Source organism: Sphingopyxis sp. PAMC25046 (assembly GCF_004795895.1).
Taxonomy (GTDB): domain Bacteria; phylum Pseudomonadota; class Alphaproteobacteria; order Sphingomonadales; family Sphingomonadaceae; genus Sphingopyxis.
In genome coordinates this window covers 546,762-559,641 of the sequence record NZ_CP039250.1, presented here as the reverse complement: position 1 = coordinate 559,641, position 12,880 = coordinate 546,762, and the positions used below count along the sequence as shown (strand labels likewise).

Here is a 12,880-nt window from a genome sequence, read left to right as displayed (position 1 = left end):
TACCCTTTCGCTAATGCGGCGGCGCTTTAGGGTCCGACGCCGGTGATGGAAAGCCGAATGTCGCGCCCGTTCGACAGGATTTTCTTGTGACCGATATATTGTGGCTGGAAGTGACCGGGCTGACCGTCGACGTATTGACCGGCATTTATTCCGAAGAGACGCATTTGCCGCAGCCGCTGCGCATATCGGTGCGGGCGAAGCTGGCGATGGCCGATCATTATGAGCCGACCACCCCGCTCAGTCGCTCAAAAAACTATATGCACCTCAAATTCGCGGCGACCGAGGGCATTCCCAAGGACGTCCATTTCGTGCTGATCGAAAGCGTCGCCGACCATATCATCGACACGCTGTTCCTGCAGGACGACAAGGTCGAGGAGGTCGAGGTGAAGATCGTCAAGCTCGCGATCGCCGAGGAAGGCGAAGAGATTGGCATCACCATGCGGCGAGTGCGCAAGTGACGCAGAAGCTCGCTCTCGTTACGGGCGGGCTCCACCGCGTAGGCGCCGCGATTTCGGCGCGGCTGGCGCGCGAAGGCTATGCGCTGGCGATCCATAAACGCAGCCCGGGCGAGGCCGATCCGGTGCTTGCGGAGGCACTGGCCGAGACCGGCGCGATCAGCCACCGCTTTGCCGCGGACCTTGCCGACCCGGCGGCGGCCGATGCACTGATCCCCGCCGTCGCCGAAAAGTTCGGCCGCGCGCCCGATCTGCTCGTCAACAATGCCGCGCTGTTCGCCGAGGGCGAATGGGCCGACCTTTCGGCCGCCACAATAGCCGAAATGATGCAGATCAACCTGTCGGCGCCGGTGATGCTCGCCAAGGCGCTCGTCGCGGCGAGCGACGACCGGCGTCCCGCGATCGTCAATATCGTCGATCAGCGCGTCGTCCATCCGGTGCCCGACCAGATCGCGTACAGCCTGTCGAAATCGGCGCTGTGGCAGGCCACGGCGACGCTGGCGGTGGCCTTCGGGGGTCGCGCGCGGATCAATGCCGTCGCGCCGGGGCTGACGATGGCGACCGACGATTATTCGAGCGCGCAGGTCGAGCGGCTGGCGAAGCGCATGCCGCTGGGCGCGCTGCCGACGCCGGCACAGATCGCCGACGCTGTCGTCTATCTGGCACGCGCCGAAGCGGTGACGGGCCAGACGATCTTCGTCGACGGCGGCGCGCATCTGGCGCCGATGGGGCGCGATTTCGTTGCGCTGGAGCGGGATTAGACACACCCCAAACCGTTTGCCCTGAGCTTGTCGAGGGGCCGTTCTTTCTTTGCAGCGCCGTCGAAGAGAAGGACGGTGCTTCGACAAGCTCAGCACGAAACGGGGTTAGTTGGGCTTTAGTAAATATGCACCGCCTTGCTGACGAGATAGCCGTCGAGACCTTCGGGCCCGCTTTCGCTGCCGAAGCCCGATTCCTTGATCCCGCCGAATGGCGTGTCGAGCGCTGAAATCACGAAGCTGTTCACTCCGACCATGCCGCTTTCGATCGTATCGACGATGCGGTTGATGCGCCGGCCATTCTCGGTGAAAGCGAACGCCGCAAGGCCATAGGGCAGCCGGTTCGCCTGTTCGAGCGCCTCCTCCTCGGTGCCGAACGGACGGATCAGCGCCATCGGGCCAAAGGGTTCGTGGCTCATCGCATCGGCCTCGAGCGGCACGTCGGCGATCGCGGTCGGCTGGAAGAAATAGCCGTCGCCCGTCGCTTCGCCGCCCGCGATCACGCGCGCGCCCTTGGCCTTGGCGTCGGCAACCAGCGCTTCCAATGCGGGAATGCGGCGCGCATTGGCGAGTGGGCCCATCTGAGTTTCGGCGTCGAGGCCGCTGCCGATCTTCACCTTCGCCGTCCGCTCGGCGAAGCCCTTCACGAAAGCATCGTAGATGCCCTGCTGGACATAGAAGCGCGTCGGCGAGATGCAGACCTGCCCAGCGTTGCGGAACTTCTGCCACACCACCTTGTCGAGCGTGGTTTCGAGGTCGCAATCGTCGAAGATCAGCACCGGCGCATGGCCGCCGAGTTCCATTGTGATCCGCTGGACGCGGTCGGCGGCGAGCTTCATCAGATGCTTGCCGACCGCGGTCGAGCCGGTGAAGCTGACCTTGCGGATCACCGGGCTGGCGAGCAGGTGGCGGCTGATCATGTCGGGGTCGCCATAGACGAGCTGCACAACATCTCCCGCAATGCCGGCGTCGGCGATGCAGCGCATGATGGCGCTGGTGCAGCCCGGGGTTTCCTCGGGCGCTTTCGCGATCACGACGCAGCCCGCGGCGAGCGCGGGGGCGATCTTCTTGACCATCAGGTTGACGGGGAAGTTCCACGGGCTGAAGCCCGCGACGGGGCCGACCGGATGTTTGGTGACCATCGCGCGCTGGCCCAGCGGGCGCTGGAGCACGCGCCCCTCGATGCGTTTGCCCTGCTCGGCGAAATAGTCGAACAGGCCGGCCGCCGAGAGCACTTCACCGCGCGCCTCGCCGATCGGCTTGCCCTGTTCGAGCGTCATCAGCGTCGCGATATGCTCGACGCGTTCGCGGATCAGCCCGGCGGCCTTGTGCATCAGCGCGGCGCGCTCGTCGGGGGTCTTCGCGCGCCAGGCGGGCCAGCCGCGCTCGGCGGCGGCGAGCGCCTCGTCGAGGTCGGCGGCGGTCGCCACCGGCAGTTCGGCGATCGTGCCCGCGGTCGCCGGGTTGAACACCGGCCGCGCCTCGCGCCCCTCGCCGCTCCGCCAGGCACCGGCGATGAAAAGCTGGAGGTCGGCGTCGTAGGTCGCGGTGTCGGTCATGGGGGGCTTTCTAACTATTCCGTTCGCATCGAGCGAAGTCGAGATGCCTCTCGCGCTGCGCCGGCGTGTCTCGACTTCGCTCGACTCGAACGGGATGGGGGTTGGTCAGATGCGCCCCATATAGGCCGCCTCAGCGATAGTTAAAGCTGATGCTGATTCGCTCGCCCTTGGCAGCGTTGGGCATCACCTCGTGGCGCAACCAGCTTTCCCACAGGAAGACGCGCCCCGCCGCGGGTTCGGCATAGATGAAGGGATGGAGATGCTCGGGCGCGGCGTCGGTGCGCCCCGGCGCGGCCATCAACATCGCGAGGCGCGGATCCTCGAGCTTGAGCGCGCCCGATCCCGGCGGGACCGTGACGTAGAAGGTTCCCGAGACGATGCTGTGCGGGTGGATATGGCCGCTGTGGGTGCCGCCGGGTTTCAGGATATTGACCCACAGGCTGTCGAGCTTGAGCGGCTTGGCGAGGTCGAAGTGGCAGGCTTTGGCAAAAGCCTTGACCTGCTTGTCGAGCAGCTTCTTGAGGTCGTAAAAAGCCGGGTCGCGCTCGGGCAGGTCGCCGAGGCTCGCATAGCTCGTATAGCCCTTATAGCCATGCTCGCGGCTCCACGCCTTGCCCGCGCCATCCTCTTCGGCGAACAGGCGGCAGCTATCCTCCAGCTCTTCGAGCAGGTCGGGCGTGCCGATATCGGCCTCGTAGAAATTGGTGGCGAACAGCGTACGAACGGGCATGATGATCGCAAAGCACAGCGGATAGCGAAGGGCAAGGGAGATGGGGATGGCCGAGTTTGAACTGATCGCCGACGGATTGCGCTTCCCCGAGGCGCCGGTCGTGATGGACGACGGCAGCGTCATCGTCGTCGAGATCGAAGCAAAGCGAATCACTCGCTGCTGGCCCGGCGGGAAGAAGGAAGTGATCGCAACCCCCGGCGGCGGCCCCAACGGCCTTGCGATCGGCCCCGACGGCAAGCTTTATTGCTGCAACAACGGCGGGTTCAACTATGTCGAATCGAACGGCTATCTGGCGCCGCACGGGATCGCCGACGATTATTCGGGCGGGCGGATCGAGCGCATCGATATCGAAACGGGCGCGGTCGAAGTGCTGTACAAATCGGGCGATCATGGCGTCACGCTGCGCGGCCCGAACGATATCATGTTCGACGCCCACGGCGGTTTCTGGTTCACCGACCATGGCAAGGTCGATTATGCCGCGCGCTGCCACGACATCGTCGGCATCTTCTACGCCAAGGCCGACGGCAGCCTTATCGAGGAAGTGATCTTCCCGAGCTATAACCCCAACGGCATCGGCATTTCGCCCGACGGGACGAAGCTCTACATCGCCGAAACCTACACCTGCCGCCTGACGCAGTTCAACATCATCGCGCCGGGCGAGGTCGACGACGCCACGGGGCCCGGCGGCCCCGGCATCCCTCTCTACCGCCCCGCGGGCTATAAATTCTTCGACAGCCTCGCCATGGAGGCGAACGGCAATATCTGCGTCGCGACGATCGGCGAGTGCGGGATCAGCGTCGTGTCGCCGCAGGGCGAACTGGTCGAGTTCGTCGTGACCGACGATATCTTCACAACCAACATAGCATTTGGCGGGCCCGACCGGCAGGACGCTTATATCACCCTGTCGGGCACCGGGCGGCTGGTAAGGACGCGCTGGGCGCGGCCCGGACTGCAACTGCAATATTGAGGTAGCGATGCACGAGGAAACCCATGCCGTCACGCGCGTCGGCTGGCTGCGCGCCGCGATCCTGGGCGCCAACGACGGGATCGTGTCGACCGCGAGCCTGATCGCCGGGGTCGCCGCGGCGGGCGCGTCGCAATCGTCGATCCTGGTCACAGGCACAGCAGGGCTCGTCGCGGGCGCGATGTCGATGGCGGCGGGCGAATATGTCTCGGTCAGTTCGCAGGGCGATGCCGAAAAAGCCGACGACGAGCTGGAGAAACGCCACCTCGCCGCCGATCCCGAGTTTGAGCTCGAGGAGCTGACGCAAATCTATCAGGAGCGCGGGCTGACCCGCGCGCTCGCCGAAGAGGTCGCGGAACAGCTCACCGCGCATAATGCGCTCGACACACATTTGCGTGACGAACTGGGCATGACCGATGTGATGGCGGCGCGGCCGGTGCAGGCGGCGGCGGCTTCGGCGGCGAGCTTCGCAACCGGCGCGGCGCTGCCGCTTGCGACGGTGCTGGTCGACCAGGGCGACACGCTGCCTTTCACGGTGTCGGGCGCGTCGCTTATATTCCTCGCGATCCTCGGCGCGCTCGGCGCTAGGGCAGGCAAGGCACCGATGCTGCGTCCCATCGTGCGCGTCACCTTCTGGGGCGCCTTTGCCATGGCCGCGACGATCGCGATCGGCTCGCTGCTCGGAACGACGGTGGGTTAGCGCCGCTCCAGCCATTCGCGGAGCGCGGCGGCATTGTTGCGCACCTCGTTTTTAGCGGCATAGAGCAACGTCACGGGGCCCGCCCGCGCCGCCGCGTCGAGCGTGAAGAGCGCCGCCTTGACCGCATCGCCGCCCGCATCGAGTTCGGCGAAATAATCGGAGCGGAACGCGTCCCACGCCTCGTCCGAAGCCGCGGTCTCGCCATGGAAGCGCTTGCGCAAGGTATCGCTCGGCGACAGTGGCTTGAGCCAGGCCGCGATCGCAGCTTTTTCCTTCGACACGCCGCGCGGCCACAGCCGGTCGACAAGGAAGCGCGTGCCGTCCCCGGGACCAGCCGGTTCGTGGATGCGTTTGACCGCGATTGTCAGGGGCAGCGCCATCTGTATGACTATCGGCCATCCCGCATTCGCGGGCAAGCCAATCGGAGGGGTCCGGACAATGAGCGCACCACGCTGGGCGATCGACATCGATCGCGACGATATCACGCAAGCCGAATTGGTGGTCGACACCGATACGCCACTCGCGCCAGGACAGGTCCGCGTTCATCTCGACAGCTATGCGATGACCGCGAACAACATCACTTACGCGGTGTTCGGCAAGCCCGCGGGGCTGTTCGGCCCAGACAAAGATGGGGGGGACCAGGGCTATTGGGATTTCTTCGCCGAACGGAACGAACCCGGCCGGCTCCCGGTCTGGGGCTTCGCGACGGTGACCGAAAGCAATGCCGAGGGCGTCGCGGTCGGCGATCGATATTATGGCTACTATCCCATGGCCGAAGACGCGGTGCTGACCGTCGGCAAGGCCGGGCCAAGCGGCTTCACCGACGTCACCCCGCGCCGCACCACCCTGCCCCCCATCTACAACAATTATCAGCGGGTCGAGGCGCTCCCCGACTATCGCGCCGCCGACCATGATTATTGGCCCGTCTTCCGCCCGCTGTTCCTGACGGGCTGGCTGATCGCCGACCAGTTCGAGGATGAGGGCGATTATGGTGCGGGCCAAATCCTGATCGCGAGCGCGTCGAGCAAGACCGCGATCGGGCTCGGCTTCTCGCTCGCGCGGCGCGGCGGCCACCGCCCCGAAACGATCGGGCTCACCAGCAAGGCGAATGTCGCAGATCTCGGCGCGCAGCACATCTACGATCGCGTCATGGCCTATGATGACATATTGACGCTCAATCCCGGCGCCCCCTCGGCGCTTGTCGACATGGCGGGCAACGGCGCAGTAACGCGCGCGGTGCACAGCCATTTCGGCAACAACCTCAAGGCCTCGATCATCGTCGGCAAATCGCATTGGGATGCCGATGGCGGACAGGCGGCGCTACCCGGCCCCGAGCGGCAGGGCTTCTTTGCGCCCGGCCGCAGCCAGAAACGCATCGCCGACTGGGGCGGCGCGGCGTTCGGACAGAAGGTCGCCGAAGCCTGGCTCGCCTTCATGGACGTTGCGCCGCGCCTGACTTCGGTCGATAAGCGCAGCGGCGGCGACGCGGCGCTTGCCGCCTATCGGGAGATGCTCTCGGGACAGGCCGACCCCAGAAAGGGGATCGTCGTCGTCCCATGAGGGTCGCGTGGGAGCAGTTCCTTTCCTAGCCGCCGGAAGGGTAAGCCATGCGTCCTATCTTTGCCTTCGCCGCCTCGCTCGCGCTGCTCCTGCCAGCGGGCGCGGCGCTCGCGGAAACACCCAAGGCCGCGCCCACGCGCAAGGCCGACCTCGCCGACCGCGTCGCGGGCACCTACAAGGGTGATGTGATCTCCGACGCGCGCGGATCGTCGCGCGGCGATGTCACGATCACGGTCACGCGCACCGGTCCGAACAAGGTCGAGATCAGGTCGGACTATGCACGCATCCCGACCGTTACCATCCCGCTCGAAAAGGCGATGGACACGATCCTTGCAGCGAGCGGGCCGTCGGTGTTCCTGCTCGACACGGTGCGCTCGCCCGACCGGCTCGACCTGACGATCGACGATGCGAGCTGGTCGGGCGCGCGCGTGCAATAGAGCGAGCGAGCGGGCCGGTTGACGTTAACGTCAATCTGCGCTCTAGCCGCGCCATGTCCAAATATACGCATGTCATCTTCGACTTCGGCGGCGTCATCACCGCCTCGCCCTTCGAAGCCTTCAACCGGCTCGAGGAAGAGCGCGGGCTGCCGCGCGACTTCGTGCGCCGTGTCAACGCCGCCGATCCCGACACCAACGCCTGGGCACGGTTCGAACGTGCCGAAATCGACGCCGCAGCGTTCGACGCGCTGTTCGCGTCCGAGGCGAAAGCGCTCGGGCACGAGCTCGAGGGCGATGCGGTGCTCGCCGTTCTCGCGGGGGCGGTGCGCCCCGCGATGGTCGCGGCGCTCGATACGCTCAAGGCTGGCGGCTTCGGGATCGCGTGCATCACCAACAACGTCCCCAGCGGCAAAGGCGCGGGGATGGCGCGGAGCGAGGCGCTGGCCGCCGAGGTCGCGGCGATCATGGCGCGCTTCGACCATGTGATCGAATCGAGCAAGGTCGGCGTACGCAAGCCCGACCCGCGGATTTACGAAATGATGTGCGAAAAGCTCGGCGTCCGGCCCGAAAACTGCATCTATCTCGACGACCTCGGTATCAACTGCAAACCCGCGAGCCAGCTCGGCATGCACGCGATCAAGGTGACGAGCGGCGAACAGGCGCTCGCCGACCTGTCGGCGGCGCTGGAGATGGATTTACCCTAATCCGTCGGCGAGGTTGAGTCTTGCCGCGCGCGCGAAGATTTGCGTCAGCACCGGCTCGGTGTCGGCGACGCGCATCGCGACGTGGAACTCGACCGGGGCCAGCGCGGGCATGGCCTCGATCGGCACAAGCGCGCCGCTTGCCACCTCGCCGCACACCATCGGCTGCGGAAAGATGCCGATACCCCCGCCCGCCTTCGCGATGTCGATCATCGTGCGCGCATTGTTGCAGAGGTTGAGCGATTTCTGTGCGATGCGCGACGCGGCGATCGCCTCGCGCATCCGGCCGTGGATCGGCGAATGACTGGCGAGCGACCAGACGGGAAGCGTGGCTTCGCCGCCGGCAAAGGCCGAAGCGACCGCGGGGCTCGCGAGCCACACCAGCTCGACCTCGCCGATCGGGCTGGTCTTGAGCGCGGGGTGCGCGATCGGTCCCGCGGCAAAGGCCATGTCGGTGCGCCCGGTGAGCAGCTGCTGGATCAGGTTCGCGGTGAGATCTATTTCGATCTCGAGCCCGACGTGGGGCATATCGGCCTTCAATCCCGCGACAAAGGCGGGAAGACAGCTCGCCGCCGCGATCTCGCCTGCGCCGATGCGCACGACGCCGCTCGCCTCGCCGTAGCCGCCGCTGCCGAGCAGCGCATATTGCATGTCGCGGAGAAGCGGGTCGCAGTCGCGCACCAGCTTGCGCCCCGCCGCGGTCAGCGTCATCGCGCGGCCTTCGCGGCGGAACAGCGCGGTCCCCAATCGCTGTTCGAGTTCGCGCATCCGCGCCGACACCGTCGGCTGCGTCGTGTTGAGCCGCTCGGCCGCGGCGGAAAAGGTGCCGAGCCGGTCGATCCAGAGCAGGGTCTCGAGATGATAGAGCGACACGCGATTAATAGACATCGTCTATGTATAATCCAAAAATCGAACAATTAGAATTGATGGATCAAATGCGCCAAGGTCGCGCCCGACATCCCGGCAAGGAGGCCCCCTCATGGCGAACAAGCAATATCCCGACGCAGCAGCCGCGCTCGACGGCCTCCTCTTCGACGGCATGCAGATTTGCGCGGGCGGTTTCGGCCTGTGCGGCATTCCCGAGCGGCTGATCGACGCGATCCGCGACGCGGGCACGAAGGATCTCACCATCGCCAGCAACAACGCGGGGATCGACGGCGAAGGACTCGGCAAGCTGCTCCGCACCAAGCAGGTCAAAAAGATGATCTCGTCTTACGTCGGCGAGAACAAGGAGTTCGAGCGGCAATATCTGGCGGGCGAGCTCGAGGTCGAATTCTGCCCGCAGGGGACGCTCGCCGAACGCTGCCGCGCCGGCGGCGCGGGCATCCCCGGCTTCTATACCAAGACCGGCGTCGGCACGCTCGTCGCCGAGGGCAAGGAAGTGAAGAATTTCGACGGGCAGGATTATATCCTCGAACGCGGCATCTTCGCCGATCTGGCGATCATCAAGGGGTGGAAGGCCGACGAAAGCGGCAACCTCATCTTCCGCAAGACCGCGCGCAACTTCAACCAGCCGATGGCGACCGCCGCGAAGATCTGCGTCGCCGAGGTCGAGGAAATTGTCCCCGTCGGCAGCCTCGATCCCGACGCGATTCATTTGCCCGGCATCTATGTGAAGCGCCTCGTCCTCGGGGCGCCTTACGACAAGAAGATCGAATTCCGCACGACGCGCCCGCGCGAGACGGCGTGATGCGCGGGCTCGCCCTTGGCGCCACACTGCTCCTTGCCGGGTGCGCGAGCGTGCCGGCAGAATTAGCCCCTGCCCCTGTCCCGCCTGCTGCTCCCTCCGAGGCTGCCAAGCCGGCAGCCCAGCTGCAATATCTCTATGGCTCGCCCGAGGCCGCCGTTGCGGTGCGCGCGACCAATGCGCGGATCGCCGACTATGGCGTGTGGCGGATCAAGGAGCGGCCGAAGGACAGCGTTGTGCTGGCGCCGGGCGCCACGATGGACGCGCCGGCGTTCGAGCCGTGCGGCGACAAGCCTTTCGCCGCAGTGTTCGACGCCGACGAGACGTTGATCTGGAACCTTGGCCCGATGCGCTGGTTCGCCGAGAAGGGTACGGCGTTCGACCCCAAAATCTGGGACCAGTGGGAAAAGGCCGGCGCGGGCAAGGCTGTCGCGATGCCGGGCAGCGTCGAAATGGTGAACAGGCTGCGCGCCGCGGGAATCACCGTCATCGCCAACACCAACCGCAGCGCCGCCAACGCCAAGGGCAGCGAGGACACGCTGCGCGCCGCGGGGCTCGGCGAGTTCAAGCATGGCGAGACCCTGTTCCTGATGGGCGACGACGCCGGCGGATCGAGCAAGGACGGGCGCCGCGCCGCGATCGCGTCGAAATATTGCGTGATCATCCTCGGCGGGGACCAGCTCGGCGATTTCAGCCAGCAGTTCAACGCCAAGGACCTGCCCGCCGCGCAGCGCATGACGCTCGCCACGAGCGCTGCTGCCGAAAATCTATGGGACAGGGGCTGGTTCCTTTTTCCCAACCCCGTCTACGGCCCCTGGGAAAAGCTGGGCTGGGACGATGCCTTCCCCTCCGACAAGCAATGGGAGCCCGAGTAATGGCCTGGACGCGAGACGACATGGCGGCGCGCGCCGCAAAGGAACTGCAGGATGGCTATTACGTCAACCTCGGCATCGGCATCCCGACCTTGGTCGCGAACCATATCCCCGCCGGGATGACGGTCACGCTGCAGTCGGAAAACGGCATGCTCGGCATCGGGCCCTTTCCCTATGAGGGCGAAGAGGATCCCGACCTGATCAACGCGGGCAAGCAGACGATCAGCGAACTGCCGCAATCGGCCTATTTCAGCTCCGCCGACAGCTTCGCGATGATCCGCGGCGGGCATATCGACCTCACCGTCCTCGGCGCGATGGAGATCGCCGAGAATGGCGACATCGCGAACTGGATGATCCCGGGCAAGATGATCAAGGGCATGGGCGGCGCGATGGATCTCGTCGCCGGGGTCAAGAAGATCATCGTCGTGATGGAACACAACGCAAAGGACGGAAGCCCCAAATTCATCCCCGCATGCACGCTGCCGCTGACCGGCAAGAATGTCGTCGACATGATCATCACCGACCTCGCGGTATTCAAGCGCGACGATCATGACAGCCCGTTCCGGCTGATCGAGCTCGCTCCCGGGATTACGGCCGAAGAAGTCGCCGAAAAGACGACGGCACATTACCTTGCCTGACGTCGCGGCCAATCCCGGCTCCATCTGGCTGATCGTCGGCGGATGGCTGTCGGTTCTGGCCGCGCTGCTCCATATCGCCTGCATCTTTGGCGGGCCCGACTGGTATCGATTCTTCGGGGCGGGCGAAGGCATGGCGCGTGCGGCGGCGCGGGGTGAACTGCGGCCTACGCTTATCACGCTGGCGATTGCGACGGTCCTGCTGGTCTGGGCGGCCTATGCCTTTTCGGGGGCCGGTTCGCTTCCGCGCCTGCCGTTGCTGCGGACAGGACTGATCGTCATCACGGCGGTCTATCTGCTGCGTGCGCTCCTGTTCTTGCCGCTTCATTTCTGGCGGCCGCAGCATAGCGACAGTTTCGCGATCTGGTCATCGCTGATCGTCCTCGCCTATGGCGCGGTTTATGCGGCGGGAACACTCAAGGCCTGGCGCCATCTGGCGCCCTGAACCGCGCCGGGGGTGACGGCGGCGCAAGTCGGGGCTATGACAGCGGCCTGATAAAGGTCGCAATCCAGTCTCGAGTCCATGAAGCGCGTTGTAACTATTTTAATCGCTGTCGCCGCGCTGGGATCGGCCGGCTGGTTCGGTATCCATGCCCTCGGCGGCGGCAAACCCCTTGCCAGCGTCCCGATCCCGATCAAGGCCGCCGAAAATCTGCCCGACACGCCCGCCGAATGGCGCGGCCGGATCGACTATCCCGCGCTCGACCGGCAACTCGCCGACCTGGCGCAGCGGCCCGAAATGGCGGGGCTGGCGGTGGCGGTGGTCGAAGACGGCAAACTCAGCTTCGTGCGCAGCTATGGCGTCGCCGACGCTGCAACCGGCGCGCCTGTGACGCCGCATACTTTGTTCCGCTGGGCCTCAGTTTCCAAAACCGCAGCAGGCGCGCTGGCGGGCGCGCTCGCCGCCGACGGCACCGTCGACCTGGACCGTCCGATCGCCGCTTGGCGCACGTCGCTGCGCTTGCCCGGGGGCGCTGAAGCGCGCCTCACGCTCGACGACCTGCTGGCGCAGCGCACCGGCCTGACCCGGCATGCCTATGACGAAAAGCTGGAGGAAGGGCGCGATCCCGCCCTGCTGCGCGCGAGCCTTGGCGCCGCGCCGCTGCAATGCGACCCCGGCACTTGCTATACCTATCAGAATGTCGCCTTCGACGCGGCGAGCGAGATATTGGGCGAGGCCGCGAACGAGATTTTCGCCGATGTGGTCGAGAACCGGTTTTTCCGCCCGCTCGGCATGATCAGCGCGGGTTACGGAATGGCGCGGCTGACGGGCGCCAAGGATTGGGCGAAGCCGCACCGCGGCGCGCATGTCCGGCCGCTCAAGGAAGCTTATTGGCGCGTTCCCGCCGCCGCGGGCGTCGAAAGCGATATCGTCGATTTCGCGACATGGATGCAGGCAATGATGGGCAGCCGCCCGGATGTCCTGCCCGCGCCCGCGTTGCAGCTTGCCCATCGCCCCCGCGTCGACACGGGGCGGCTCTATGGCGGACCGTTGCGTCAGGCCACCAGTGACGCATCCTATGGTCTCGGCTGGCGAAGCTTCACTTATGCCGGGCGCCGGCTCGAAGGTCATTCGGGGGCGGTCGAGGGCTATCGCGCGACGATGATTTTCGAACCGGCGACGCGCACCGGCGTCGTCGCGATGTGGAACAGCGACTGGGGATTTCCCTTCCGCATCCCCTTCGCCGCGATCGACAGCTATCATCAGCGCGACGACGCGGGCTGGCTCGACCTTGGCGAACTGCCTCCGGTGACGAGCGCCCGCACCGCCGCCAAAGCGATCGTCGAACCCCCGAAGGGATAAGGCTCCTTGCTCCGGCGT

General features: G+C 65.8%; 16 protein-coding genes. 12 read left to right on the top strand and 4 right to left on the bottom strand.

The genetic code is table 11. The annotated features are described in order from the left end of the window. Positions 1-86: 86 nt before the first annotated feature. Together E5675_RS02580 and E5675_RS02575 are read left to right on the top strand one after the other, a co-directional pair. Complete coding sequence (locus E5675_RS02580; protein WP_136173208.1) at positions 87-458, top strand: dihydroneopterin aldolase; 372 nt, start codon at positions 87-89, stop codon at positions 456-458. Next, positions 455-1,216 (top strand): SDR family oxidoreductase, encoded by a 762-nt coding sequence (locus E5675_RS02575; RefSeq protein WP_136173207.1) that lies wholly within the window; start codon positions 455-457, stop codon positions 1,214-1,216. Before E5675_RS02580 ends, E5675_RS02575 begins: the two co-directional genes overlap by 4 nt. A gap of 116 nt (positions 1,217-1,332) precedes the next feature. Here the strand turns inward: E5675_RS02575 and E5675_RS02570 are convergent, their stop codons facing one another. Together E5675_RS02570 and E5675_RS02565 are read right to left on the bottom strand one after the other, a co-directional pair. After that, positions 1,333-2,772 (bottom strand): NAD-dependent succinate-semialdehyde dehydrogenase, encoded by a 1,440-nt coding sequence (locus E5675_RS02570; protein WP_136173206.1) that lies wholly within the window; start codon positions 2,770-2,772, stop codon positions 1,333-1,335. A gap of 130 nt (positions 2,773-2,902) precedes the next feature. Continuing rightward, on the bottom strand, positions 2,903-3,502 hold the full coding sequence (locus E5675_RS02565; protein WP_136173205.1) for a TIGR02466 family protein: 600 nt from the start codon (positions 3,500-3,502) through the stop codon (positions 2,903-2,905). A gap of 46 nt (positions 3,503-3,548) precedes the next feature. Between E5675_RS02565 and E5675_RS02560 the strand changes: the two genes are divergently transcribed. Together E5675_RS02560 and E5675_RS02555 are read left to right on the top strand one after the other, a co-directional pair. Next, entirely contained in the window at positions 3,549-4,469 is a 921-nt protein-coding gene (locus E5675_RS02560) for an SMP-30/gluconolactonase/LRE family protein (RefSeq protein ID WP_136173204.1), read from the top strand. Positions 4,470-4,476: 7 nt separating this feature from the next. After that, a complete protein-coding gene (locus tag E5675_RS02555) occupies positions 4,477-5,166 on the top strand; it encodes a VIT family protein (RefSeq protein WP_136173203.1) in 690 nt (229 codons plus the stop codon). Here E5675_RS02555 and E5675_RS02550 read toward each other — a convergent pair. Next, entirely contained in the window at positions 5,163-5,546 is a 384-nt protein-coding gene (locus E5675_RS02550) for a DUF488 family protein (RefSeq protein WP_136173202.1), read from the bottom strand. The genes E5675_RS02555 and E5675_RS02550 overlap by 4 nt on opposite strands. A 58-nt stretch (positions 5,547-5,604) precedes the next feature. Between E5675_RS02550 and E5675_RS02545 the strand changes: the two genes are divergently transcribed. Genes E5675_RS02545 through E5675_RS02535 form a run of 3 tightly spaced genes read left to right on the top strand, consistent with a single transcriptional unit; the run spans position 5,605 to position 7,867 of the window. Continuing rightward, positions 5,605-6,726 carry a DUF2855 family protein gene (locus tag E5675_RS02545; protein WP_136173201.1) on the top strand — a complete coding sequence of 374 codons (1,122 nt, stop codon included), beginning with the start codon at positions 5,605-5,607 and terminating at the stop codon, positions 6,724-6,726. 47 nt (positions 6,727-6,773) lie between these two features. Continuing rightward, positions 6,774-7,163, top strand: coding sequence for a hypothetical protein (locus tag E5675_RS02540; RefSeq protein ID WP_136173200.1), 390 nt, complete (start codon positions 6,774-6,776; stop codon positions 7,161-7,163). A gap of 53 nt (positions 7,164-7,216) precedes the next feature. Further along, on the top strand, positions 7,217-7,867 hold the full coding sequence (locus E5675_RS02535) for an HAD-IA family hydrolase (protein WP_136173199.1): 651 nt from the start codon (positions 7,217-7,219) through the stop codon (positions 7,865-7,867). Here the strand turns inward: E5675_RS02535 and E5675_RS02530 are convergent. Next, positions 7,859-8,752, bottom strand: a complete 894-nt coding sequence (locus E5675_RS02530) for a LysR family transcriptional regulator (protein ID WP_136173198.1) — start codon at positions 8,750-8,752, stop codon at positions 7,859-7,861. The two genes, E5675_RS02535 and E5675_RS02530, sit on opposite strands and share 9 nt — an antisense overlap. A 91-nt stretch (positions 8,753-8,843) precedes the next feature. Between E5675_RS02530 and E5675_RS02525 the strand changes: the two genes are divergently transcribed. The 5 genes from E5675_RS02525 to E5675_RS02505 all read left to right on the top strand — a co-directional run bounded on the left by E5675_RS02525 (position 8,844) and on the right by E5675_RS02505 (position 12,862). Next, entirely contained in the window at positions 8,844-9,554 is a 711-nt protein-coding gene (locus E5675_RS02525; protein WP_136173197.1) for a CoA transferase subunit A, read from the top strand. Then, the gene (locus E5675_RS02520) at positions 9,554-10,426 is read left to right on the top strand and encodes an HAD family acid phosphatase (RefSeq protein ID WP_210727596.1); all 873 of its coding nucleotides are present in this window, start codon (positions 9,554-9,556) and stop codon (positions 10,424-10,426) included. The genes E5675_RS02525 and E5675_RS02520 overlap by 1 nt, the downstream gene beginning before the upstream one ends. Then, positions 10,426-11,061, top strand: coding sequence for a CoA transferase subunit B (locus E5675_RS02515; protein ID WP_136173195.1), 636 nt, complete (start codon positions 10,426-10,428; stop codon positions 11,059-11,061). Before E5675_RS02520 ends, E5675_RS02515 begins: the two co-directional genes overlap by 1 nt. Continuing rightward, a complete protein-coding gene (locus E5675_RS02510; RefSeq protein WP_136173194.1) occupies positions 11,054-11,503 on the top strand; it encodes a hypothetical protein in 450 nt (149 codons plus the stop codon). Before E5675_RS02515 ends, E5675_RS02510 begins: the two co-directional genes overlap by 8 nt. Before the next feature lie 78 nt (positions 11,504-11,581). After that, positions 11,582-12,862 (top strand): serine hydrolase domain-containing protein, encoded by a 1,281-nt coding sequence (locus E5675_RS02505; protein WP_136173193.1) that lies wholly within the window; start codon positions 11,582-11,584, stop codon positions 12,860-12,862. Positions 12,863-12,880: the final 18 nt, after the last annotated feature.

What these genes read in the sequence shown, in the direction of transcription:
- E5675_RS02570 (WP_136173206.1), bottom strand. Translation starts at nt 2,772, where the DNA reads ATGACCGACACCGCGACCTACGACGCCGACCTCCAGCTTTTCATCGCC.
- E5675_RS02565 (WP_136173205.1), bottom strand. Translation starts at nt 3,502, where the DNA reads ATGCCCGTTCGTACGCTGTTCGCCACCAATTTCTACGAGGCCGATATC.
- E5675_RS02560 (WP_136173204.1), top strand. Translation starts at nt 3,549, where the DNA reads ATGGCCGAGTTTGAACTGATCGCCGACGGATTGCGCTTCCCCGAGGCG.
- E5675_RS02555 (WP_136173203.1), top strand. Translation starts at nt 4,477, where the DNA reads ATGCACGAGGAAACCCATGCCGTCACGCGCGTCGGCTGGCTGCGCGCC.
- E5675_RS02550 (WP_136173202.1), bottom strand. Translation starts at nt 5,546, where the DNA reads ATGGCGCTGCCCCTGACAATCGCGGTCAAACGCATCCACGAACCGGCT.
- E5675_RS02545 (WP_136173201.1), top strand. Translation starts at nt 5,605, where the DNA reads ATGAGCGCACCACGCTGGGCGATCGACATCGATCGCGACGATATCACG.
- E5675_RS02540 (WP_136173200.1), top strand. Translation starts at nt 6,774, where the DNA reads ATGCGTCCTATCTTTGCCTTCGCCGCCTCGCTCGCGCTGCTCCTGCCA.
- E5675_RS02535 (WP_136173199.1), top strand. Translation starts at nt 7,217, where the DNA reads ATGTCCAAATATACGCATGTCATCTTCGACTTCGGCGGCGTCATCACC.
- E5675_RS02530 (WP_136173198.1), bottom strand. Translation starts at nt 8,752, where the DNA reads ATGTCTATTAATCGCGTGTCGCTCTATCATCTCGAGACCCTGCTCTGG.
- E5675_RS02525 (WP_136173197.1), top strand. Translation starts at nt 8,844, where the DNA reads ATGGCGAACAAGCAATATCCCGACGCAGCAGCCGCGCTCGACGGCCTC.
- E5675_RS02520 (WP_210727596.1), top strand. Translation starts at nt 9,554, where the DNA reads ATGCGCGGGCTCGCCCTTGGCGCCACACTGCTCCTTGCCGGGTGCGCG.
- E5675_RS02515 (WP_136173195.1), top strand. Translation starts at nt 10,426, where the DNA reads ATGGCCTGGACGCGAGACGACATGGCGGCGCGCGCCGCAAAGGAACTG.
- E5675_RS02505 (WP_136173193.1), top strand. Translation starts at nt 11,582, where the DNA reads ATGAAGCGCGTTGTAACTATTTTAATCGCTGTCGCCGCGCTGGGATCG.